This window comes from Moorena sp. SIOASIH, assembly GCF_010671925.1.
Taxonomy (GTDB): Bacteria; Cyanobacteriota; Cyanobacteriia; order Cyanobacteriales; family Coleofasciculaceae; genus Moorena.
The window spans coordinates 208635-233426 of sequence record NZ_JAAHIH010000004.1; the positions used below are offsets into that span (position 1 = coordinate 208635).

Annotated in this window: 19 protein-coding genes; 11 read left to right on the forward strand and 8 right to left on the reverse strand. The window is 42.4% G+C overall.

The annotated features are described in order from the left end of the window. Window positions 1–6: 6 nt before the first annotated feature. From F6J90_RS22240 to F6J90_RS22250, 3 genes are all read left to right on the forward strand, one after another. Window positions 7–897: a WecB/TagA/CpsF family glycosyltransferase gene (locus tag F6J90_RS22240; protein WP_293098378.1), complete on the forward strand. Its 891-nt coding sequence runs from the start codon at window positions 7–9 to the stop codon at window positions 895–897. A 1197-nt stretch (window positions 898–2094) separates the two neighbouring features. Beyond that, entirely contained in the window at window positions 2095–2343 is a 249-nt protein-coding gene (locus F6J90_RS22245; RefSeq protein ID WP_293100687.1) for an HAD-IA family hydrolase, read from the forward strand. A gap of 490 nt (window positions 2344–2833) precedes the next feature. Further along, a complete protein-coding gene (locus tag F6J90_RS22250; RefSeq protein ID WP_293098381.1) occupies window positions 2834–3775 on the forward strand; it encodes a glycosyltransferase family 2 protein in 942 nt (313 codons plus the stop codon). A gap of 229 nt (window positions 3776–4004) precedes the next feature. Here F6J90_RS22250 and rpsU read toward each other — a convergent pair whose 3' ends face one another. The 3 genes from rpsU to F6J90_RS22265 all read right to left on the reverse strand — a co-directional run bounded on the left by rpsU (window position 4005) and on the right by F6J90_RS22265 (window position 6450). Continuing rightward, complete coding sequence (rpsU, locus tag F6J90_RS22255; protein WP_070394310.1) at window positions 4005–4205, reverse strand: 30S ribosomal protein S21; 201 nt, start codon at window positions 4203–4205, stop codon at window positions 4005–4007. Between the two features lie 699 nt (window positions 4206–4904). Further along, window positions 4905–5204 carry an RNA-binding protein gene (locus F6J90_RS22260; protein WP_071105565.1) on the reverse strand — a complete coding sequence of 100 codons (300 nt, stop codon included), beginning with the start codon at window positions 5202–5204 and terminating at the stop codon, window positions 4905–4907. A 1102-nt stretch (window positions 5205–6306) separates the two neighbouring features. Then, a complete protein-coding gene (locus tag F6J90_RS22265) occupies window positions 6307–6450 on the reverse strand; it encodes a hypothetical protein (RefSeq protein WP_293098384.1) in 144 nt (47 codons plus the stop codon). Window positions 6451–6821: 371 nt separating this feature from the next. Here F6J90_RS22265 and F6J90_RS22270 point away from each other — a divergent pair, with 371 nt between their 5' ends. Together F6J90_RS22270 and F6J90_RS22275 are read left to right on the forward strand one after the other, a co-directional pair. Then, window positions 6822–7784 carry a glycosyltransferase gene (locus tag F6J90_RS22270; RefSeq protein ID WP_293098386.1) on the forward strand — a complete coding sequence of 321 codons (963 nt, stop codon included), beginning with the start codon at window positions 6822–6824 and terminating at the stop codon, window positions 7782–7784. A gap of 284 nt (window positions 7785–8068) precedes the next feature. Then, window positions 8069–9508, forward strand: a complete 1440-nt coding sequence (locus F6J90_RS22275) for an oligosaccharide flippase family protein (protein WP_293098389.1) — start codon at window positions 8069–8071, stop codon at window positions 9506–9508. 249 nt (window positions 9509–9757) lie between these two features. Here F6J90_RS22275 and F6J90_RS22280 read toward each other — a convergent pair whose 3' ends face one another. After that, a complete protein-coding gene (locus F6J90_RS22280; RefSeq protein WP_293098392.1) occupies window positions 9758–9883 on the reverse strand; it encodes a hypothetical protein in 126 nt (41 codons plus the stop codon). Between the two features lie 233 nt (window positions 9884–10116). On the opposite strand from F6J90_RS22280, the gene F6J90_RS22285 reads away from it, so the two are divergent. The 4 genes from F6J90_RS22285 (at window position 10117) to F6J90_RS22300 (ending at window position 15841) form a co-directional block, all read left to right on the forward strand. Next, entirely contained in the window at window positions 10117–11445 is a 1329-nt protein-coding gene (locus tag F6J90_RS22285; RefSeq protein ID WP_293098395.1) for an O-antigen ligase family protein, read from the forward strand. Between the two features lie 163 nt (window positions 11446–11608). Next, a complete protein-coding gene (locus tag F6J90_RS22290) occupies window positions 11609–13636 on the forward strand; it encodes a GNVR domain-containing protein (RefSeq protein ID WP_293098398.1) in 2028 nt (675 codons plus the stop codon). Window positions 13637–13639: 3 nt separating this feature from the next. Next, window positions 13640–15037, forward strand: coding sequence for an alpha-L-arabinofuranosidase (locus F6J90_RS22295; RefSeq protein WP_293098401.1), 1398 nt, complete (start codon window positions 13640–13642; stop codon window positions 15035–15037). 219 nt (window positions 15038–15256) lie between these two features. Then, window positions 15257–15841 carry an acyltransferase gene (locus F6J90_RS22300; RefSeq protein ID WP_293098404.1) on the forward strand — a complete coding sequence of 195 codons (585 nt, stop codon included), beginning with the start codon at window positions 15257–15259 and terminating at the stop codon, window positions 15839–15841. Between the two features lie 192 nt (window positions 15842–16033). Here F6J90_RS22300 and F6J90_RS22305 read toward each other — a convergent pair whose 3' ends face one another. Next, on the reverse strand, window positions 16034–16552 hold the full coding sequence (locus F6J90_RS22305; RefSeq protein WP_366513819.1) for a ComF family protein: 519 nt from the start codon (window positions 16550–16552) through the stop codon (window positions 16034–16036). Between the two features lie 449 nt (window positions 16553–17001). Between F6J90_RS22305 and F6J90_RS22310 the strand changes: the two genes are divergently transcribed. After that, the gene (locus F6J90_RS22310) at window positions 17002–19602 is read left to right on the forward strand and encodes a putative PEP-binding protein (RefSeq protein ID WP_293098410.1); all 2601 of its coding nucleotides are present in this window, start codon (window positions 17002–17004) and stop codon (window positions 19600–19602) included. A gap of 118 nt (window positions 19603–19720) precedes the next feature. Here F6J90_RS22310 and F6J90_RS22315 read toward each other — a convergent pair whose 3' ends face one another. The 3 genes from F6J90_RS22315 to F6J90_RS22325 all read right to left on the reverse strand — a co-directional run bounded on the left by F6J90_RS22315 (window position 19721) and on the right by F6J90_RS22325 (window position 23472). Next, on the reverse strand, window positions 19721–19843 hold the full coding sequence (locus F6J90_RS22315) for a hypothetical protein (RefSeq protein WP_293098413.1): 123 nt from the start codon (window positions 19841–19843) through the stop codon (window positions 19721–19723). Window positions 19844–19922: 79 nt separating this feature from the next. Next, window positions 19923–21194 carry a glycosyltransferase family 4 protein gene (locus tag F6J90_RS22320; RefSeq protein WP_293098416.1) on the reverse strand — a complete coding sequence of 424 codons (1272 nt, stop codon included), beginning with the start codon at window positions 21192–21194 and terminating at the stop codon, window positions 19923–19925. Window positions 21195–23208: 2014 nt separating this feature from the next. Next, on the reverse strand, window positions 23209–23472 hold the full coding sequence (locus F6J90_RS22325; RefSeq protein ID WP_293098418.1) for a hypothetical protein: 264 nt from the start codon (window positions 23470–23472) through the stop codon (window positions 23209–23211). A gap of 148 nt (window positions 23473–23620) precedes the next feature. Here F6J90_RS22325 and F6J90_RS22330 point away from each other — a divergent pair, with 148 nt between their 5' ends. Continuing rightward, a complete protein-coding gene (locus tag F6J90_RS22330; RefSeq protein ID WP_293098421.1) occupies window positions 23621–24790 on the forward strand; it encodes a DegT/DnrJ/EryC1/StrS family aminotransferase in 1170 nt (389 codons plus the stop codon). Window positions 24791–24792 lie beyond the last annotated feature (2 nt).

Genomic DNA, 24792 nt, shown 5'->3' on the forward strand with positions numbered 1-24792 from the left:
ACGGCAATGGCAATAAAAAATCAACGGAATGAATTAGATTATTTACCTGCTATTAATGTACATTTGCTAGAGCGTAGAATATCTTGTGTAACCGTCCCTAGGATTGTAGACGCCATTCATGCCGCTTGCGTTGAAGACAGAAAAATAACCGTAGCTCACTATAACGTACATAGTTTTAATTTTTCGATGCAGCTCCCATGGTTCTATGAATTTATCCAAAGTGCAGAAATCGCCCATTGTGACGGTATTGGTATCTTAAAAGCCCTTCAGTTTATGGGGTACAATTTATCACTAAAATACCGCGCTTCTTACACACTATTACTGCCAAAATTACTGGATAATTTCAACCAAAATAGTTTTTCAATATTTCTGTTGGGGTCAAAGCCTAAGCATCTAGAAACAGCCCTTACTAACCTCAGACAACAATACCCCAATATTGTTGTCGATGGTCACCACGGATATTTTGATAAAGAAGACCCGAGCCAAAATGAAGAGATAATTAATAAAATCAACCAGGCAAAACCTAATATTTTATTGGTAGGCATGGGTATGCCAATTCAAGAAAAATGGATTTGGCAGCATCGTAGTCGTCTTAATGTCAATGTGTTCATGCCTTGTGGTGCAGTGATCGACCGATTGGCAGGTGTGGTTCCTGACTGTCCAGAATTTATTTCCAATCTTGGTGGAGAGTGGCTTTATCGTCTATCCCGTGAACCCAAACGTCTCGCAGCTCGCTACTTACTCGGTAATCCAGCCTTTTTCTTTCAACTTGCTCTAGCTAAATTTTATGCACAACCTTTGAGAGTAGAGAAGATGGGGTACAGGCTAAATGGACAAAAAAACAGTTTAGGCGAGCCTGTAAGCCTTCTTTCACCATTACCTCAGGGAATGAACTAGCAAAATCAGGATGCACCTGATGTGTAGCTGTTAGTGAGTTCTAGCCAGTAAACCCAGAATAACTGAGAAAATTAATTTTATTAAAATTAAAATTAATTTAGTCTCAGTCATGGTGCAAGACCACCATGATCGTGATTCATACCAAGTGATACTAAGTAGCATTCATACTTAGCACTTTCTTCCCATCACGCCATCACGCCATCACGCCATCACCTTTTGAAGAAGATACTATCTTTGATTCCAACTTAGTATCACTTGCCCATTAGCTACCCTTGACGTTTACAAAACACTTGGTATGTTTCAGGTATATTTCCGTATTTTAGAGTGTCGGTTCACTGATCACTATTGACATAGGCAAAATGCTGTGAATACCTTGGCACCATCCCCCCAGTCAGCCTACGGCTAAGCTGGGGGTCTTATGTAGTGTATGGTTGTATCCCAATTGTATAGGCAAAAGGGAGGGAATTCACCAACCTTCCAAGATAGGGAGAGAGTTTTGGAGTTTCCAGAAAGACACTGCTTTCATGATCGATAATTTTAGGCTTGAGAGTAATAGTGTTACTTTTTCTCCAGTAATGGGAATTCTGTCATTAGATAGTCTGAGATTTCTCACTTAGCCAGGGCAATGCTTTTATTGCCCGTTTTCTGATTACTCTTTTCAATGCTAGTCCCCTTAACTGCTTATCTATCCTTACTTTTTCCTTGAATAGGAAAATCAGAGTAGTTAGGAAAATATAAATATAGCAAGGCAAACCCAACACTGGATTAGGTTTTTAGCAGCTTAGTTTCAAGATAGGTCAGATGGATCACACACTAGCCAAGATCATCAATACATCCCAATACGTATCATTTGATATCTTTGATACCGCAATTATACGCAATGTTTTAGAGCCAAGTGATGTCTTTACACTGGTTCAAAGGCAGTATGAGTATTGTCATTCCGAGTTATTACCAAATTATCCTAAGCTTAGGCAAAAAGCATAAAAAAAATCTAGGGAAAAACTCTGGAGACGAGAACAGGCTTCAGAAGTTACCTTGGATACCATATTTGAGTGTTTGGTAGAAGATTTTGGACTTAATGACCAAACCGCACAAATACTCAAAAAAATTGAAATAGAAACCGAAGGGGATGTTTGCAGACGTAATGAATTTATTTTTTCGGTCTATAACTATTGCCGATAAAATCAGAAACAGATTATTTTTATCTCCGATATGTATCTCCCCCTATCGGTGATCAATAAAATTCTTCAGTCATCAGGCTATGATGAGAGTGACAAGGTATTTTTGTCCTCTGCTATAGGCAAAACTAAATTTACGGGAGATATTTATTCATATGTTGTTGAACAGCTAGGATGTAACCCAGAAGATATCCTTCACATTGGTGATAATTATCACTCCGATGTTTTGAATGCCAAAGCCAAGGGCTTATTAAGTTATTTTTATTAAAAACCAAGACATATCGCTATCAATAGTTCTTGGTTCCAAAAGTAAAAATTTCATCAGCTTCTTAAAAAGAAACAATCTCTCGACAGTTCATTTTACCTAGCAACCATTATCAATCAGTATTATTGTGACCCTCAGGATTGCCAAACTAGCTGCGAGGATTAATTTTGCTATAACTTCGGCTTTAAGAATGTTGGTATCATTTTTTTTAGTTTCATGAATTGACTGCTCTACTAGTATTTAAATTTTATCAATTATTCAGTTAATTCAAATCATCCTATTGGCGTAGGGGCTATATAAAGAGGCTGTTAGCTAATATTTATTCCTTTTATGAATTACGAATTTTAGTTGGTTTCGCCCCCCTAAATACCCAGGCTTAGCAATTCTTAATCAGTCTATGAAACTGGTTATATTTTTTTCAAAATGTTGCTAATCCTAGGATTTATAATCAGCAGAAAGTTTTCAGTTCACATATTATCAGGAGGATATAACCTTGAAACCCTTAGTTAGTGTCGTAATACCTACCTATCGCAGACCAAAGTTAGTTAAACGAGCTGTTCAAAGCGCTCTGGCTCAAACCCTTAGTCAAATTGAAGTCATTGTTGTCATAGATGGTCCGCATGAGGCTACTTGTGCATCACTCACAGAAGTGGATGACTCCCGGCTAAGGGTTATTGAACTGCCCACCAATCAAGGTTGTACGGCCGCTCGTAGGGCGGGGGTTGCTGCAGCTCAAGCCCCATGGATTGCTCATCTAGATGATGATGACGAATGGATGCCCCAAAAACTAGAACTGCAACTGGAAGCTGCTAATCGTTCCCAATACAAATACCCTATTGTCAGCTGTTACCTAATTGCTCGGACTCCCCAAAACGATTCCATTTGGCCGAGAAGAATTCCCTCTAAATCAGAACCACTGAGTGAATATCTGTTTGTTCGCAATACCTTCTTCCAGGGAGAAGCAGTAATTCAAGGTTCAACTATTCTTACATCCAAAGAGTTATTGCAAAAAATTCCCTTCAGGAGCAGCGCTGATGATCACGACGATTGGGACTGGCTGTTACGGGCCACTACTTTGGAAGAGGTAGGAATTGAGTTTGTGACTGAACCATTGTCAGTGTGGTATTTAGGAGAAAACCGTCCTAGTATTAGTAGCACTACTAAATGGCGGAATTCATTAAACTGGATTCAAAAAGTACAAGACTTAGTCACACCCCGTGCTTACGCATCCTTTATATTGACAGAGGTAAGTTCAAGAGCTGCCAAAGCTTGTGAGTGGAAGGCATTTTTTCCCCTTCTCTGGGAAGCCATTCGCCATGGCAAACCCCTACCTATGGATATAGGTTTGTACTTCGGTATGTGGCTACTCTCTCCCAAGACCCGAGGCTGGTTGCGGAATTTACTGACTAAGAATCCTCAGCCATTAACAACTTGAGCAAAAAATCAGGTCATATCAAGTCCGCTTTTGTCTTTTGTTATTTGTAGTGTTCATAATCCAAGGTTGTTTTGGGTAATGGGTAACGGGAATAGGCAAAGGGTAATCGGTAATGGTACAGGAGTAATCGCAATTGCCAATTACCCATTACCTATTACCTATTACCCACGCCTTAAAATAACGATGCTACCGGAGTGGATCTAAAAAATTAATATAGTAATCTACCCTGCTAGAACCGTCTTCTACGGTTTCGGAGTCTTCGACGTTCCCGATGTCTCGCAATTTCTTTACGTTTGCGTTTTTGTGCAAATGTCTCAAAATGACGATTCTTTTTCATATCGGCAAAGATGCCAGCTTGGGAGACTTTTCGCTTAAATCGACGTAGGGCTGACTCTAAGTGCTCATTTTCACCAACCACCACTTGGGTCATTCAATGTCCTCCTGTTTTAATCGCTTCCGTGGTCGAATAACAAGTCATCATTCATCCCATAAGTACAGGACAGGGCAAACCTCTGATTGACTGAGAAAACTCCTACAACTGACGGAAGGTGTTGGCATCTGGCCAGTTTTTAAAACGAATGGCTCATATCTCAAGTCCGTTGAAAATCATAATCTTGCACCTGGATAGCCTGCACTCGTCTATGGCAAGGAAATCCGAATCAAGCCTGCCAAAAGCAGGCTCTCAAATCCTTATTTTTTCCTTACTCCTTGTCAAGTGGACTGTGATGGTGTACCTCCACGCTTCAGCCTGGAGAGTTTGCTACAATATCTCCCTTAAAACTGACTTTAGCTATGAGCCGTGGAATTAATGATATTGTTGGTTAACTCACACACTACAACTAGTGTGATTCTCGATCTGAACACTGCCTATTTGGGTTTTCCTACTCTAGGTCTTAAACGTTCATACTACTTCCCTTAATCAAAAAAGAAAAGAGTTTAAGATGCCTTCAATCCACTTATAGACAGCAATCCCAAGCACACTAGTATCTTCCAACTAGAGTTGGGGTTTCCTTTACCCTACCAGGATTACTCCCTAAATTCTGACGCGCAGCGTAGAAATTGACAGGGGTAAAACCCCTGCCCTGCGTTCAGATCTCAGAATTGGGTTTTGATTTGGATCTTAGCGAGCTTAGTAGCGACGAGAGAAGTTATCACCTCTGCGACCGCCCCCAAATGAGTTTCTTTTTTCGCGAGGCTTGGCTTTATTGACTTTGAGATCGCGCCCCATCCATTCAGCTCCATCAAGGTCTTCAATGGCCTTCGCTTCTTCCTCCTCTGTGTTCATTTCCACAAAAGCAAAGCCCCTGAAGCGACCTGTTTCGCGATCGGTGGGCATGTGAATTCGCTTGATTTGACCATATTCTTCAAACACAGATTTCAGATCCTCTTCTGTCACCTCACGTGCAAGGTTACCAACGTAGACAGACATACAATATCTCCAAAATTTGATTTATGCAGAGATAGAAATTTCGGAGGCATGCTTAGCAATATGAAACAGAAGAAACCTGTCAACACTGAAAACAAAAACTGCAACCGATACCTATACTCGTCTTTTATGATAACATAGACAGTAAGGTGATTAACGTCCTACTCGGGTTGTGCAATTAAGCTATTGTGCATTTTCATTGCATAGTTGCCAGTTTTGAAAAAACTTTTCATACCCACTCCCCCATTTCTGCCTCCCCCCTCACAGCTGTTTTATTCTAGCCGCAAATCTGGATAAACCAGGGAAGGTGACCGAATTTGGGACTGAGCTTTTGACGGACGCTATCAGTATGTCGCTGATCAGCCCATTTGGTGATAACCCAATGCTGATCAGTAGTCGAACCAAAGTTTTTATAGCTATGTAAATTTTTGTAAATTTTTATCCCATCTAGTTGGAGCAACGATGGGCTATTTTTTAGCATTTCTTAATGTAGCACCGTTTATTTTTGAACGAACTTAAATTTTTAATACATTAATTAATATATTAACAGCTTATCCTGGCTTATAATCCTAAGTATAAATACTCAGGATTAGTCAACGATTTGCGATTAGCCCTTCGGGCGGCGTAAGCCCCATGGCAAAATTCCCAAAATTCGTAATCTTTTAGAACTACACAATGTAGTGCGGAATGTGCGTCATAAAGTAATATCAATTCTTCAAAGGTAGACTACAGATGCAGATGGGGAGATGAGGAGATGGAGAGATGAGGAGATGGGGAGATGAAATTGATGTTTAGCCATAATTTCTCGAATTGGTATAACTTGATTGATGAAGGCAAAAGCTAAAAGCAATCCCAGCATTAGCGCCCTTATCAAGGGAGGCAAGCAAAAGACAATTTTGTATAAAAATTATCAAAAGTATTTTTTATCTATTATTTATACCGCAATTATACGGAATTTTTACGAAATTTCACTTAATTAAAAATTACTATAAAAAATCAGAAATATTTCGTAAAATAATTTAAAAAATTAACACTATAATTGAATAAAATAAATTTTCCCTATAACTAGCTAATAAAAGCTTTGCTTTTTGGTATTCAAGCTAGTTCAATTCAGCAAAGTATTTTTGGGAAAGGGGTGCATCTCACTTTGGTAAAGGTGCCCGTTCCACCAAGATGCCCGTTCCACCAAGATCCCCGTTCCACCAGGATGCCCGTTCCACCAGGATGCCCGTTCCACCCACCGGATCAAACAGCTTTAATGAGATGCACCCTGGTAAAGTAACTCCCTACTTAGATTTAGCACATGTTTATAGATGAATGAACAGATATAGGGTTGTAAAATTAGATGTAAAACTAGGATTTATCGTAAAAGCAAACAGGCAATATGCAAGAGGCAATATTAAAAATAAATACAAGCATTTTTGGGTTTTATGATAAAAAATAATTCGGTTTTTTTATCTATTTTGTTTGGCTATCTCTAGTAAAAAAATACGAAAATAATTCAGTAGGATTTGACTGGGTAATGAGAGATTGAGAAATATATTTCTCACCTCATCACTCTATCACTTCATCATTTGTAGTTTGAATAAATGAAATTGATATCAAAGATAGGAGTCTTGAATGATTACTTCACCAAAAGTCAGTGTTATCGTTCCTGCTTATAACGTTCGGTCGTACATTTCGGAAGCGCTAGTCTCTCTTGAGCGTCAGTCTTATCGAGAATTTGAAGTCCTGATTGTTGACGACGGCTCTACTGATGATACCGCTGAACTGGTTAAACCGTTTTGTCGGCGGGATTCACGCTTTGAGTTATTGCAGAAGTCCAATGGAGGACTCTCATCGGCTCGTAACTATGGCATCCGTCATGCTCGTGCTAGCTACATCGCTCTACTAGATGCAGATGATCTCTACAAGCCGGACAAACTAGCTAACCATGTGGCTGTACTGGATCGGGAACCAGAGGTAGGGGTTGTCTACAGTGCCTCACAAGCAATCCGTGATGATGGAAGTCCCACGATCATGCGTTTGAGCGGTAAGCCAGTTATGTCTGACCCACTCCTAGCGCTACTGTGCAAGAATTTCATTGGTCATGGTTCTAATGGTGTATTCCGAAGCTGTCTAGTGGATGAAGTCGGGGAATTTGACGAAGGGCTACGCAGTTCAGAAGATATAGATTTCTGGTTAAGAATTGCCGCTACGGGACGCTGGCGTTTTGATCGGGAGCCAAAAGTCCTGTGTTGCTACCGAGTTCGTCCTTCTGGACTTTCTTTTAATATAGCACAAATGCAGCATTCTCATGAACAGGTACTTAAATCAGCTTATGAACGCTCTCCAGAATTGGTAGAGAAAGTATTGCCGACCGCTTACGCCTATATGTATCGCTACCTAGCTAGATTATCTTTAACTGCTGGTGATGCAGCTAAAGCTGTTCACTTTATTAACCAAGCGTTAGCTGCCAATAGCTCAATCTTCTATCGCGATCCGCGATCGCTCCTGACGCTGGTAGCTGTACGTCTGGCACCACTAGCCAAGCTGGTGATTAAGCGATCGCTTGGCTCCGTAGAATACACAGCAAACAACTAAAAATTTGGCGTTGCGTCAGTCTTTGAATGAATAGGAGTAGAGTGGGCATCCTGCCCGCCCCAAAATATATTGAAACTGGCAAGATGCCAGTTCTACCAAGATGCCAGTTCCACGCCTGATGCCCATTCTACGACAAGATGCCTATTCCACCTCACTCTTAAAATCATTTCATTATTAAGCAACGCCAAAAATTTTGTATTAGTCATGAGTCATTGGTCATTGGCCTTTGACGTGCAAGCCTTTTACATGCAAGTCTTTTGTCCTTTCCAAACCTTGCTAACCTAATGAAACTCAGCTCGTTACTCACAAGTGGGTTCTGGACAACATACGGAGCCCTCGGGACACGTCTGCTGGTATTGCTAAGTAACCTGATACTAGCAAGGTTGCTGTTGCCATCTGAATTTGGGGTGATTAGCGTTGCCTATATTTTTTGGTCTTTCCTGAATTTGTTCACCCAAGGCACCATCAACTCTTTTATTGTCTACAAGGGCATTGAAGACCAGCGTTATTTAAATACAACATACACAATTGCTATTGCCAGGGGATTGATGTTGGCAGTGGCAATGGTGGCGATATCTCCCCTAGCGGCTAACTTTTTCGGTGTACCACAGCTGGTATGGATTCTGATCGTGTTCGCCTTTAATCTGGTGGTGGCTTCTATCCAGTCTGTTTATCAGGGAGTACTCACTAGACAGATGAGGTATCGGGAAATAGCCCATGCTACCATAATCGCCTCGTTAGTGCGAGTAGTCTCTACCACTGGTTGCGCCTTTATCGGTTTGAGCTACTGGTCATTTGTGGTGGGAGATGCTGCTTTTTGGTTTATAGAGTATTGGATTAGTCGTCGTCATGTAGAACACAAATTCCGCTTACAGATTGATCCACAGGCTAGCTCAGAAGTCTTGTCGTTCTGTTTTGGTGCCACTGGCTCCAGTTTGGGATTTTATGTAAATGCCAATGGTGACAACTTTGTAATTGGTAAACTGCTGGGTAATACTAATTTGGGATACTACAACTTTGCTTACCAATTGACCCAGACAATTAACACTGTAATGGGTGAGGTGATTAATCAGGTAGGAATGTCTTCATTCGCCCAGTTAGAGAATGACGAACAGCAGCAAAGTGTTCTAGTCACAATGGTTGAACAAATGGCTTTCCTGGGGGCTCCTCTATACGCCTTATTTTTTTTAGTGGTAGACGATCAGGTCATCTCTATGATATTTGGCCAGAAGTGGGTGCCAGCCTGCCAGGTGATTCCTTTGTTACTTGTGTTTGCTTACTTTAGGCTGATCAATAATTCACTGATTAATATGCTTGCAGCAAAAGGCAGAACTGGGATTAACGCCAAGGTTAACCTTATGATTGCTCCCGTAGCTTTCTTGAGCTTTATCATTGGTGCTGAGCAAGCAGGACTAATTGGGGTGGGAATTGCAGTTGCTTTCGTGCTAGGAATTGTCTGGACAATCTACTGGTGGTGGGTAGGTTGCCGAGCACTAGGTTGGCCATTAATGAAGTTTTTACTTCCGTGCTTTAAAGCTGCTCTGATTGTACTGCTAGCAATTGTGAGTTGTCTAGGTTTACCAACAATCCTGAAGCCCTTCCTATTTATGAGTCTCTATATCGTCTGTATGCGCCTGATCGCTGCCAAACAATTTTTTAGTTACCAGTCTCTACTAGGGAAATTGGCTAATCAGCTGACAAAGTTAGGTAAAAGTCAGTTATAGCGTTTGTCTCTGGGTTGTAAACACACTTCTTGGGGCAAAAGGCATGCATGCTAGAGGCAAAAGGCAATAGGGGAAAGAGATCCGGAGTTTTATTGTCCAATAAAAAAATACCTCCTAGGTTTACATCTCAAATACAAACGCGCTTATCAGCTAATAATTCAGTAAATTTACTGAAGGTTAGGTTAACCGAATGTACTGTTTAATCGGTAATTTCTCTAATCTAAATTAAGGCATTAAATAGGCACAATGTTATTGTGGCTGCTCATATATAGCAGTTATCACTTGAGTGATGTAAAAAGTCATGGATTGTAGGGAGTAGGGAGTAGGAATCCCCTCTTCCTTAATCAGGGGGGAAGAAAATTGACTGTACCTCATAAGTATGATCAACGCTATCAAACAATACTGTTATGGAAACGGCAAAACCTTGCGGTGCGACCCGTTCGCGAATTAAATTCTTAATGGGTCAAGCGCACCGGAGGGGCTATCAATACAAATAAAAAAGGAAAAATAACAGCCAAAACAACACTATAAACGAACGAAGCTAGCAGATTTAAATCACTCTCATATAATGAACGTGCTCTAAAACATCAAAGTATGGACTGTTAACTATGACCTCTAGCATACCAGATTTCCAGACCAGAAACTTTAAACTGGGTGCCATGTCATTTCCAGAAAAAGTTATTTACTGGATAATTGTGCTAACACCGCTCTGGTGGTTGTTGGGAATACAAACACTCTTCTACCCAGCGGTAGTTGTTGGTTTGTTAGGAGTAAACTTTGATATCGACAAACTCACTAGAAGATCGATACCCGCCTGTATCTGGGCTTGGTTAGGTATGGCTATAGTCATGGTCTGGACTGCTACGTTTGGTCTCGATGACGTAGGGTTTGCCTTCCAGAGAATTGCTGCTACCTTCGTAACTTTTTTCAAGAGCTACTGTTTAATTGTTACGGCACTGCTCTTACCATTCTGGCATGAAATCAGGGTTAAGGTGGTGACCCGTGCTGTAGCTTGGATGGCAACAGGATATTTAGTGACTATCGCCATTGAGATGGTCATGCTGGCAGTGGGACTAGGCAAAGAACCTTTTCTACCGCCCTTAGCGCGTCTGATTCCCGGCGGTGCTCTGAGTTTGCTAGTTACATTTGCTGACTTACAACCTTTTTTTGGTATCCCGTTACCCAGGACAGTTCTTTACACCCCAGACCCCCCCATTGTAGGGGTGTGCTCGATTCTAAGTTTTTTCATCTGCTTGGGTGAAGAAAACCGCCGCTTACGTCAAATATCTGTAGCGGGTTGTTTAACGGCTCTGCTAATTAGTTTTAGTCGTTTATCCTGGGTTTCCTTTGTGATCGCATTGGTGATTACAGCTTGTTTCCGCAGCAGTTTGGCTCGTCAAGGTTCTTTATGGATTGGTTCATTAAGCTCATTACTTTGTGCTATTTTGGGAGGTTTGACCTTAAGTGATTTAGTAAAAAAGCCCCTAGAAATCTTCAATAGTGCTCGTGCCGAATCCTCTAAAGACCGGGAACTGGTGGTTACTAAAACCCTTGAGGCTTGGCAACAACGCCCCTGGATGGGATGGGGAATTATACAAGGCTCAGTCAAATGGTATATCTACGACATTGTTTTGGGTTCCTTTTCAACTTACGCCTCAGTTCTTTATTTGCACGGCATCATTGGCTTTATCTTTTTCTTAGCTGCCCTAGGTTCAACCCTTTGGAGTACTTGGACTCCAGCGATTCGTGGTAACCATAATTGCCAGTGGGCATTTGCGAGTCTGGTGGCTTTGTACATGCTTCTCAACGGAACACCATTGACCTGGATGGCAGTGTATTTGTGGTATTTTTGGGTCTGGTTAGGGGCAATTCTTGCCGAAATACAGCGAAATGAGCAGTTTGTCTCTCGATGGGAGCAGTTATCTGGCAGAACTTGAATATCTGGAAAAACTTGAAAATGGAAAATGGAAAATTGAAAAAAGTTAGACTTTTATTTATTTGGAACTATTGATTTACTAGGTATTATTTAAACATTTTTTTAAATTAATTATTTTATAATTTAACAGTTGTTAAACGATTGTAATCGTTGGAATATATTTTATGAAAAAAGTAGCTGCGATCCTGAATAGACATTGGACACTTTTATTAGTTTTTAATTCTTTGGTGCTGGGAGCTAGCTTTGGAGCCTTTTCTTTATTAAAGCCTTTTTGGATTGCTAAAGCACAGCTCATTCTACCAGAAACAGGCAAGTTACAAGCTAGTTTAGGAACTCTTGGTTCATTAACTAAGGGGGATTCTAAATTGGCGACTAAGAGTCATCCTCTGAATATGCAGGCATCTATTCTAACCAGTGATGCTTTGATGAGGCGCTTGTTGGAGTCTGACCCAGAGAAAACTGATTTTCAAAGGCTGGTTCAATACAAAAAGTTGTTCGCGATATCTCCTGACCAGGAATCGACTACGATCTGGTTGAATGCCAGTGGAGATAGTCCAGAATTAGCAAGAGATCGAGTCAAGGCACTGATCAGTGCGTATCAGGAGCGTCTGAATGAACTGCGTCAAGCAGATGGTACCACTAGGGTTGAGTTCAATAAGAAAGCGCTGGAGCGAGCTAAACAAAAATTGGATCAGTCTCAGGAGGCATTAGCAAAGTTTCAGGAATCCTCTGGTTTAGTGAATAGCAAAGCCCAAACTGAAGGACTGGTGAGGGCAATTACTGATCTGAGTATTAGCCAAGCTCAGGCTCAAGCTGAAGCTCAAGCTAGTCAACATCAGCTTCAAATCCTATCGACTCGCTTGGGTCTTACTCCTAAGCAAGCAATCCGCTCTCTAGGTCTGGCAGAAAACCGGGATTACCAGTTTGTGCGGCAGCAGTTGACTGAACTGGAAGCCACTTTGGTCAAAGCTCAAGCTACTTATACCTATGCTCATCCCGAGATCCAAAATCTGCTGCTACAACGTGAGCAGTTGCAGCAGCAGATTCAACAGTACATCTTTCTAGCAGCTGGTGATACTTTAGTAGACCCGACGCTAACTGATAGTGCTCAAGGAAGAGCGATGTTAATCCAGCAACTGATTCTGGCGGAAAGTGCTGCTAGTGGTCAACAACAACAGGCTGAGCAATTACAGCAGCAGATTGACCAGATGAAAAGTACTTTAACGGTGATTCCTGTCCATCAGTCTAGGCTGCTGGAACTAACGCGACAGTACGATGTGGCTGCGGGAGTCTATAACGGTTTAGTTGCTCAAATGGAGCAAGTCAATCTTGATGCGTTTAGTGCTTATCCCAATGTACAGGTGCTTGACCCTCCCACTGTTGACGAGAAGCCTGCTGGTCCGAAGAAGTTGTTAATCATAGCTAATGGTTTTCTGGCATCGGCAGTGGGTAGTATAGCGCTGGTATTGCTGCTAGAACGGCGCAACCCACTGCTGAGCCCCAAAGACTTACAGGCAATCAAGTTCCCGATGGTGGTCAATATCCCTCATCTGAGGCACGCTGGTATGGGATTAGAGCTGGGTACAGAAACGGATGTAGAGTTTCAGCGACTAGCATCGGTGATTAGCTTACGCTCTGGGGAAGACCGTCGCATCTTGATTACTAGCGCGATGGTCTCAGAAGGCAAAACTACTGTCACTCTGGGATTAGCGACAGCTCTGGTAGATTTAGGGTTTCGGGTCTTGGTGGTGGATGGAGATTTCCGACAGGCAACCCTTTCTCAGCGCTTGGGTCATGACCATGACCCCCTAAAACCCGGACAGCCGGTGAAGATTCAACCGAGTCTTGACTTACTGCCTACCTCCCACAAAAAAGGCAAAATTGTGGAGCTGGTGACTCAGGGGAAATTTGAACAGAGCCTAGCTACTGCGGAGGAATCGGGTGACTATGACTATGTTTTGATTGACAGTGCTCCGGTCAGTATGACCAGTGAAACTGCCCTGATGGCTGCTGTCATCCGTAATTTGTTGTTTGTTGTTCGACCTGAGATTAGTAAGCGTGACTTTGTGAGTGACAGCTTGGAACAACTGGCTCAGCACAATGCTCAACTGTTGGGTTTGGTGGTGAATGGGGTAGAAACTAAGTCCAGACCCTACTTGTACAGATCTAGTGATACTTTAGTGAAGTCATAAGCGATGAAACGTAGAACATTACTCCAGCTAGCAGTATCTGGCGCTGCGATCGCATTCCTCTTACCGAGAGTCTTTGAGGAGCAAAGCGCTACTAATTCGGTAAGAGCATCACCAATACAAAATTTTTGGTTGTCCGGAAAGTCAATTAAAACTGAAGTTAGGGTGGATTGGACAAAGCCAGTCGCACAAACTACACCCTTCACCTTTGGCTCCAACGACTACGAAATTACTATTCTGGAAAAGGCATCAGACTCGGATTTCCAGGAGCATCTGGCGGAACTCGATATCAGGTTAATTCGTATTCACCATATCGATCTATGCGAACGTTGGACTAACCAAGCTACCAAAACCTGGGACGAGGAAAAAATTCGAGCTTGCTACGATGCCTCTTATCCCCAACAGCCTACCATTATCCAAAACATTCCCCGCTGGCCAAGTTGGATGGCTACAGATCCGGATGGTCTACTGTCCACAAATGAGTATGACAACTATGCTGCCTTCTGTGCTCAACTGGTGGAGATTCTCAATGGACGCCAGCAACGACAGATTAGGTACTGGGAACCCTTAAATGAACAAGATGTGCCTTATCAAAAAGCGGGTAAGTTGAATCAGCTGTGGGAAATCTACAACAAAGTGGCAAGGGCAATGAAAGCAGTAGACCCCTCAATCAAGGTGGGAGGACCAGTCTTGACTTGGGATGAACCTAACCGACTAGAAGATTTTCTGAAGAAATGTGCTTCCAATGTAGACTTCATTTCCTGGCATCGTTACGGCAGTGGCAATGCCAGGGAGTCCACAGACAAACTGATGTCCTACACACCAGAGTATAGGAGGCAGGTGGAGAATTTTCGCGAAATAGTAGCAAAATACATTCCGGACCGAAAAGTACCATTGTTATTGGGAGAATATAACATCAACTACTCATGGAACTCTGGTGAAGACCGTCAGAATACCCATGTCGGAGCGGTTTGGTTTGCTTCAGTATTCAAACATTTAGCTGACGCTGGGATTGATATGGCAACCTCCTGGCATCTCAAGGATATGTATTACGGCATGATCGACCACATGAATAATCTGCGACCAGCTGCAACTGTATTTCGCTGGGCGATCAAGTACCTGACTGGCAAGGTGATGTACACCGAGAGCGGCCATAAGTTTGTGGAGGCTATGGCAATAGAGCAGTCCAATCAACAGCGATCGCTATTGTTGATCAATAAATCAGCCAAACCTGCCAGCATCAGGATTGAGGGAACACTGGATTTTTCTGACACTGAAAGGCTACCCATGTTTTCTTTAGATGCCAACGGTGTAAACAGCAGCACCCTAGCAACAAGGCTACTGAAGTACTCATCGGTGAGATTGCATCCTTACTCTCTTATGTTACTGCGTTTGAGTAATTAGGGATTAGCAATTAGCCATTAGGCATGATAGCACTAGGTATTAACTACCAGAACCATTAGACAACAGAAGTGAAAAAGATTCAGTAAAAAAGATTCACCGAAGCCTTACTCCACTTAAGCCAATACCTAAACACTAAAAATTAACACCTAACAGCTGGCTCTAATTCTCAAAACTAAATTGACAGAGTACTTAGTCCTTTTGATTCAACAATTTCGTGTCATGCAGCAGATTAATCACCCATTTCTCAAATTTCTCGCTAATCTTTATTTTGAGGCTAAGCGTTTATACTATCAGTTTCGATACCCCAATCTCACCCTTGCCAAAAGAGTGCAGATCAAAGGCTCTCTTGAGATAGCAGGTAGCGTTAAGGTAGTGATTGGCTCAGGTTCTCGCTTGGGTAAAGAGGTATTTATCTATGGTTCTGGTGAGGTCACTATTGGTTCAAATGTACTACTAAATGGGCCTTGTATAGGTTGCGAGTGCTCAATTACTGTGGGAGATGAATGTCTAATTTCTGACTGCTTTCTTGCTGATAGCGATTACCATAACCTACAACCCCACCTGCGTCACTGTCCTCCAGGACCAAAGGTTTCAGCTGAGATTGTGATTGAGCGAAATGTCTGGATTGGAGCCAGAGCTACGGTGATGAAAGGGGTACACATTGGGGAAAATAGTGTAGTAGGTTTAGGCAGCGTGGTTCGTAAGTCTGTCCCTCCCGGCGTGGTAGTTATTGGGAATCCCCAGCAAATTGTGAAGCATTTCAAACCAGTCAGTACTGACCAGTTAGTACTGACTGGTCAGTAAGACTCTGTGACTGAGAACTTTGGTACTGACAGGCTTTATTGTTTCTAGAGCATTGTTTGAGTAATCAAATTTGACGGAAAATCTATAGATTTTCATCACCCTATCGCCCCATTACCCCATCACCCCATCACCCCATCACCCCATCACCCCATCACCCCATCACCCCATCATCAACTGACCCACGTTTTGTCATTACTTTACTGATGCTGTAGATGTTGCGATCGCAACTGACCCATATACGGTTATTCCATGCTTTCTCAGGGTTTGAGTGGCTGATTTGACTGTAGCTCCGCTGGTGTAGATATCATCTAGGATTAGTACGGGTGAGGTGCTATGATGTCTGAGAAAGTGTTTACCAATAATAAAGGCATCTGCTAGGTTTTGCGCTCGCTCTTGGACAGATAAACCAAACTGAGGTTGAGTTGCCCGGACTCTTTCTAAACCCAGTGGTGCTTGTTTGTAACCAGTTAATTCACAAAAACTTCGGGCAATCAGCTCTGCCTGGTTGTAACCTCTTTGTTGCTGTTTTTTAGGGTGCATGGGAATGGGAACTACTATTAATTTTTGGTTGTGGCTACGGGTGGCAGAGGATTTTAACCAAGCTTTACCCAGCCAATGGCCCAAGGGATGTGCTAGCTGGGGTTGGTTTTCATATTTCAGGGCAGCGAGTACTCGTTTTAATGGACCACCGTAATTGCCCCAGACAAACACTGGGAGATTTTGATTACATAAAAATTGATTTTTGTCAAGTTGGCAGCGGAGTAACTGCTGCTCGCAATAATCACACAATTCATCAGTGGCAGGGCGCTCACATAGGGGACAGTTCGATTTCAGAAAGAGACTTAATAGACCTTTTTTAAGGGTCTGAATTCCCTGTAACATGATTTTGGGGATTTATCTGGCATGATATTTATAAAGATGCCAAGACTGACCATGAGAATCCCTCAGTATTTCTACCGTTTTCTGCCTCTAAGAGCGTGATGCAAAGCTATTGATGGATTAATAATATCATGTGCAGTTGACTACTTATCATTCTTGGTTGAGAGTCAATTTTTAATTAACGATTTAGGTGAATACGACGTGATTAATGGTAAGAGATATTATGCCTTCGAGATATGATGCCAAAATCCCGGAGCAATAACAGGATTAGGCGGCGATTTGTGGATAATCTTTACTCTCTTGATCTGATTCAACCTTCAGAGTATCCCTTCGTGGGCAATGAAGCCTTTAACTTAAGTCAGCTGTTGCAACGGGATTATCCGGTTGTACCTGGCTTTGTGGTGAGTGCAAAGGCATTGTGGGAATTTATCGCAATTTTAGGTGAGTCTGAACCCCTGTTAGCTGATTTACCTTCTTCTTATCTTTACGTAGATGTGGACAATCCTCGCCAGCTACAGCAAGTGGCTCAGCAAATTCGTCACAAAATTCAAGGGGCGACTTTAGCTTCGGTGTTGGCATCAACCCTATCGGAAATAGCAGAAACTACACTCGCCCCAGCAACAATTTTTCACCCTTCCTTATCCATGACATCACCAGGGTCGGGAATTGAGGAGGACACTGGGAAAACTGAAGTGGGAAGATTAGAGCAACCCCAGATTTTTTCAACCTTACCAGATAAAATTTTGGAATCCTATATTTGCCCTAGGCAACCATCAATGGAACTGTGTTTAAAACAGGTTTGGGCAGAACTATTTCGCGCCAGAAGTCTATTTTACTGGCAACGGCATAGTATTGGTCTCCAGCAGCTCAATTTGGCAGTCTTGATACAACCAATGTGGGATGCGATCGCTTCTGGTACACTCCAGATTAACCAAGCTGAGGGTTACATCCAAGCCACGTGGGGGTTAGGTACTGCATGGGCGAAGGGGGAAGTAGTGCCAGACTATTACCAAATTGAGATCGAAACTGGTATTGTGCTAGCCTCACGACTGGGTCGTAAAACCCGTGCCTATGGCTTGTGTCTGGAAGCGGACTCATTATCACTAACCCAGAACACTGTGCAAGCCTATCTACTCAGTGAGGAGCAACAAAAACAGTACACCCTAAAGGACAAATACCTCCAACAGCTAATTAATATCAGTCAGCGTCTAGTGGCTGATATTAGTCCTAGCTTTTCCCTAGAGTGGACACTATGGCAAACCTCAGAAAACTCAGAACCAGAGTTACAAATTACAAAATTTAGTCCTCAAACTGGGCAAAAGTGGGATGCTAGCCAGTTGAGGCTTGAACCGTCACATCATGCTTCCAAACTAGCTTACTATGTGGGTTCTACTACCTCCTACGGCAAGCTGTTTACCTCTCTACAAGTGGGTAGCCTACCCAATGTGCCTAAAGCATCATCGGACTCCATTGGGAGCAACTCTAGTGAATACACTGTCAACCCATCCATGACGCCTATGCTTGTGAGAGGATTACCCGCAGCACCAGGAAGAGTTACAGCAACTGCTCATGTGATATCGGGTGAGGGCAAAAACGTCTCAGCAATCCTCTCTGGTAGAATTTTGGTTGCTCAAAGTGTTTCTCCTGACTGGCTACCTGGGCTCAAGCACGTAGCCGCTATTATTACTGAACAAGGAGGGATAACTAGTCATGCTGGGATTATTGCTAGAGAACTTGGTATTCCCTGTGTTGTGGGTGCGGCTGGTATTACCCAAATCATAGAAACTGGCGAGTCTCTACTTGTGGATGGGGGACAGGGGGAAGTTTATCGGCTAGGAACTAAGCAAGGGTTTCCGGTTGAAAAGTTGCATGGCTCAGGATTAAGAGAAAGGGAAGCAAAAGTTAACTTTCAAGCTTCTAACTTTCAAAATACTTTCCCAATTGCTACTCAATTATTGGTTAATCTTAGCCAGCCGGACTCCCTAGAAAAAATTGTGGGTTTGCCAGTGGATGGAGTGGGGTTATTGCGTTCAGAACTGATGATGTTGGAGATTTTGAATAATCTGCACCCCAGTCAGTGGCACAGACAAGGCCATGAGCGTGAGTTAGTAGAACGCTTGGCTCAGTTAATTGTTGAATTTACGGTTACCTTGGCACCACGTCCTGTATTTTATCGCTCCACGGATTGGCGCTCCCATGAATTTCCATCCCTGAGTGGGGATCACTTGGTAACGGAAGCGGAAGTTAACCCGATGCTTGGCCTACGTGGCACTCGTCGCTATCTGAGTGACCCAGCTAGCTTTGATCTGGAACTGGCAGCTTTACAGGAGGTTTATGCTTACGGCTGCAGGAATTTACGGCTGATTTTGCCCTTTGTACGTACTGTGGAAGAATTTACCTTTTGCCGCCGTCGGGTAGAACAGGTAGGACTTACTGATAATCCTGATTTTCAACTTTGGATTATGGCAGAAGTACCATCTGTGTTGTTTTTGCTACCAGACTATGTTAAGGCAGGTGTTCAAGGAATTTCTATTGGTACTAATGATTTGACGCAACTTTTACTAGGAGCTGATCGGGAGCAGAGGCAGTTGGAAACACTGGTGGCAGGGTGCCATCCAGTGGTCAAGCAAGCAATTCAGCAATTAATCGAAATGGCAAAGGAAGCTGGTATTCCTTGCTCAATTTGTGGTCAAGCTACGGTTCAGGATCCGGAACTCATTGATTTGTTGGTGCAGTGGGGAATTACTTCGATTTCTGTTGATGTTAAAGATGTGGAAGCGACTTACCAGGCAATTACTCGTGCTGAGCAACGTTTACTCTTGGAAGCAGCACGAAATAAGTCAAAAGGCTTGGGTGTAAAAGGCCAAGGGGAAAACATATAAATATATAGAAGTTCTCAATTGGGTGATGATATCCAGTCCAGTAGTATCGGTGAACACTACCACGCACCACTGGACAGGATATGATTTGATGGGGTTCATCTCACTTTTGCAAAAAGAGTCACTCAAGACAATAGAAGGCTAATATCATGTTATTACAATTACCCTTAATAAAAATTTCCCCCATCTCCCCATCTCCCCATCTCCCCACCCTCCCCATCTCCCCATCTCCCCATCTCCCCACCCTCCCCATACTTCCTTTAGTTATAGATTTACAACAAAAAGATGCAACCGATTTGCTGTATCTGGTCTGACCTAGGTTATCAATCTGAAAACTGCTGTAATTCAATCAGTGAATTATGGTTAGGTTTCTTAGTAATTTGAGTTAATAGTGCTTCATAGGAGTTGAGAGCGTTTTGATAGGCGAAGTGCTTGAGAGCAAATTTTCTACCTTGTTGACCTAGAGATACCCCCTGCTCAGGATTTTCATACAATTCGACAATTGCAGATGCTAAAGCCTGGGGCTGTTGTGGTGGTACCACTACACCGCCACTACTTTTTCGAACAACTCGCGCTGCAGTTCCATTCAAAGGCACAGAAGCAATGATGGGTCGTCCGCAAGCCAATAGCACTTGAATTTTTGAGGGCATATTAAAGGAAACAACGTTACGCTTTTGCACAACTAAACCTATATCTGCTGCTGCCAACATTTCTGGTAACTTCTCTCGGGGTTGGAAAGGTAAAAGCTTGACATTACTAGCCTTGCAAGTCTGACAGTCTTGCTGTAGCTGCTGTAGAGCCTTAGATTCTCCAACAATGACGAAGACAATTTCTGGAATATGCCTGACCAGAGTAGCCGCCTTCACTACTGTTTCCAGTCCCTGAGTCAGGGCAATATTACCGGAATACAGTACTACAAACTTGCCATCAAGATGGTAAGCAGTGCGAAAGGAATTTCCTTGTTTGGGTAAGGGACGGATAACATTAACATTCGCCCAGTTGGGGATACAGGTAATTTTGTCTTTAGGTATTCCTTTACTGACTAAATTGTCAACGAATCCCTCAGAAATAACAGTGATTTTATGAGCAGTGTGGTAGGCAAACTTCTCTAAAGCTTCAAAGATACGGATGGCTAGTTTGTTTCTAATTAGACCAACCTGTACAGCAGCTTCTGGCAAAATATCCTGTAAATTCAGTAATACTGGGCAGTTGTACAACCAACCGAGTAAAGCAGCTGGTACACTAACCGCCAGGGACGGTACTGTCAGTAGAATCACATCAGGTCGCCAGCCCTGGAAAGCCTGAATCAAACTAGTAACCACGAAGCTACCATCCAGTAGTATCCGTGTCACTACACCAGGCTTTGGTCGAATCCAGACATAGGAGCGTTGAATTATTACTCCATTTCTTTCTTCAGTCTGATACCACTTACCCTGATATTTATCATAGATACAGCGCTGGGGATAGTTGGGCATACTAGTGACGACTCGTACTTGATGTCCTGCCTTGACCAAACCTTCTGCCAGTTCCGTCATTAATGGGGCAATGCCTATCGGTTCAGGATGATAATTATAGGAGTAGATTAATATGCGCATGAACGTTATTGGTAGAGCGAGTAGTCTGTCAAGTTAAGATTTGACAGGTGGACAAGCGATGCATCGCTTTTTACAATTCCTACACGAAAAGCTAGATCTAGTTCTATATCTAGTTATATCTATCAGTTACTTAGCAACTGGTGTCTAATTATCCTAGATAATTTAGTGTTTGAATTTTCACCTTTAAGAGAAAAATTTAAACTTTAATAATTCAAAGGGTTTGGTTGAACTTTCGACGTTATAGCCTTGATTACTAGATAGTCAATCGGCTTTGTATGTTGAGGCTTATGCACTGAACCAACACCGAATATACCAAAAGCTATTCATCTCAATAGAGCAGTAGGTTAGACAGACGTGCTTAGGCGCTATTATCTCTAAAAATAGAGACAGAAAAACCAAATTACTCTCACCCTCTGAAGCAGGCAATAATTAGTCATCACCCTTAGGATAACTCCTCCTGATTATTCCAAGTTATTGGTTATTTTGATATAGGTATCAAAACTATCAGACTGACTGGTTGGACTAATCAACCCATCTTAGCTATCGTCAATTTTATTATAATATAAATGGGATGCTACCTTTTTTATTATTGATACTTTGGTCAAAATACCATTCCATAACGATGGTGATTTGCGCTAAATAAAAAAAAATGAAGCCAATATTTATTTAAAGAAATTACTCTCTGGATACTTTAAGGGATTAACTGCACTGACCACTAGATTCGTAGGCAGACACATAAACGATGTAAATAGATTCATAAATGGCACTCCTGCTGTAATTTTAGATACTTTTTTAAGTGTTGATGTTTTCATAGCGATGCATCGCTATATTATAAGGGTATATATTTTATATATAGCTATAAATGAGTTGTGAACGGAAAACTAGCTGAAAGTCTTATTTAAAGAGGGTGCTTTGTTCACAAATCAAATGGAAACTCTATAAGACCATAGGCAAAAATTGAGTCGAGCTATGTTACCATGCCGAACTACCTGTTTTTCTAAAGGAACTAACGGAAAGCTTATCAGAAACAGCTATTAATTTTCAATTATCTAATTTTAAAGATTGTGTAAATCAAATGTGAAACTATAGACTTATTATAACACTCTATAGGTAAATCTTAAATCCTTACCTAGCTAGGAGCTAGTTTTGGTAAATATTACTGGATTAATAAGCTATAGAATTTATAAGCTGTTGAGTAAAAAACGAGCACGGATTCTTTGAATGCTTTTGCCCTGCTCTAAAGGTTTTTGCAAATTAACAGTGTTGGCGAATTACCTCCAAACTTCAGCAAAGCGATGCAGCGTGGTCTTGGGGAACCAGTGCGCTCCATGACCGCACTGACGTGGAAACCCCCACTCGCGCTTTGCATCAAGACAGGGGGTTATAAACCTGGATTTGGAATCAGGCTATCAAGGAAAGGGCTCTCCTAACTATCTTGACTTAAGTGGTTAGCCCAAAATAAAAAATCATTAAAGACTTTGTGAAGAAATTTGTGAAGAAATGGTAAAGAAAAGGGGAGATAAGACCCAGTAATATCATGTCAGGATAATGTAAGCATTCAGCCGTCAGCGGTCAGCCGTCAGCTTTCCATAACTTAGATTAAACTTTTCCTTACTTGTTTGATTCAAAAGTTCCGTAGCGTCCTAATCGCCCATAAGCACATCAAGTAGCGTGGCCGTAGCGCATTAGCACATCAAGTAGCGTGGCCGTAGGCCTTTAGCTGATAGCTGATAGCTGAATGCTTACAGGATAATTACCCTTAATAAAAACCTCCCCCATCTCCCCATCTGGCCATCTCCCCATCTCCCAAAACTTCCCACCCTCCCAAAACTTCCCACCCTCCCTCTAATTATGGGTATTCAACCTGACTTGATATAAGGCTTACAAAAATAAGCGATCGCAACAGCATGGTGCTTAGTCCAACGTTACCGCAGGGGATACTCACCACACTCCGTACTCAGCATTCCTTCAGTACTAAGTTTGGTAAACCAGAGGAATTCAGAACCCTAAAATCTTACCCAGTTCCCCCTAAAGTAAAGGAAAAGCCCACTTTTGGGTAAGATGTTTGATGGTTTTTGGTGATGATGTGTGATGCCGCGATGGTTTTGGGAACGCTGTAATTGTAATCAAGAACGGTAGGGATGGGTAAACCGGGGATGGGACAATGGCGGACAAACAAAACTCTTAAGCTTAGACCTGATTGGGTGATCGCTTTATCTATATACCATTTTCCGAGAGTCAGTGAACTTCTGCTATGGTCAAAGCCCCAATTCCTCACTCGTACCAGTGGCTAAAACTTTACCAAATCTTGACAGTTATAGTGTGTTAACTCATGTAGATTCAACATACATTCAAGAAGAGAATAATGATGTGAATCTTTGCTGTTAACCCTGATACAGTGTACTATCAATTCCTATACAAAATAGATGAGTTACCAAGTTCCGGTCAAAGTTCCCTTCGTTTCACTAGCTCAACAACACAGACCTATTCAAACCGAGCTAGACCAGGCAATTCAAGCTGTAGTGCAGCAGGGAGATTTTGTTCTTGGTAAAGCCTTGATGAATTTTGAGACAGCATTTGCGGCTGCTTGTGCTGTCGAATACGGTATCGGGGTGGGATCTGGCACCGATGCGATCGCACTCGGATTACAAGCCTGTGGCATTAGTGCTGGGGATGAAGTGATTTGTCCTGCTAACACTTTTATCGCTACAGTGATGGGGATCATAGCTGCTGGTGCTACGCCAATTTTGGTGGATTGCAACCCCCTTACTGCCCTAATTGATCTCGATAGTGCCAAACAAGCAATTACAGCCAACACCAAGGCAATTGTCCCTGTGCATCTTTACGGTCAGATGGTATCCCCGAGTGAGTTAATCGCATTTGCTGATGCCCACAACTTACTGATTTTTGAAGACGCAGCACAAGCTCACTTAGCACAGCGAGAGGATTATTATGCTGGTTCTGTGGGCAAGGCAGCAGCATTTAGTTTCTACCCCAGTAAAAACTTGGGTGCCTTTGGTAATGGTGGTATGGTAATCACTAATGATGCTACTGTGGCTGAAAAAGTGCGATCGCTTCGTAATTACGGAGCACCTCGCAAATATTTTCATACCGATATCGGCAAAAATAGCCGTTTAGATACGTTACAAGCTGCTATCCTCAATGTCAAACTGCCTTATTTGACTGAGTGGAACCAGTCACGGTACTGGGCAGCTGGCCAGTACGACAATCTACTCAAGGCTTTGGAAGGTCACGGGATTGTGCCCATAGAAAACCACAGCGGGCTAGGTCATGTCTACCACCTTTATGTGATTCGGGTGGGTCAAGAATGTGCCTTTAACCGACAGAGCATCCAGGATGCTCTGGCCTCAGTGGGAATTCAAACTGGTATTCATTATCCAATTCCTTGCCATCTCCAGCCAGCTTACAAGTACTTGGGATATCAAGCCGGTGACTTTCCCCATGCCGAAGCTCTGTGCAATGAGATTTTATCTCTACCAATTTATCCCAACTTGAGCAAGGAGCAGATTGAGCAGGTTGTTGATGGGTTAGCTAATTTATTAGGCGTGCTTGAGCCATTAGTTATTAATCATTAAAC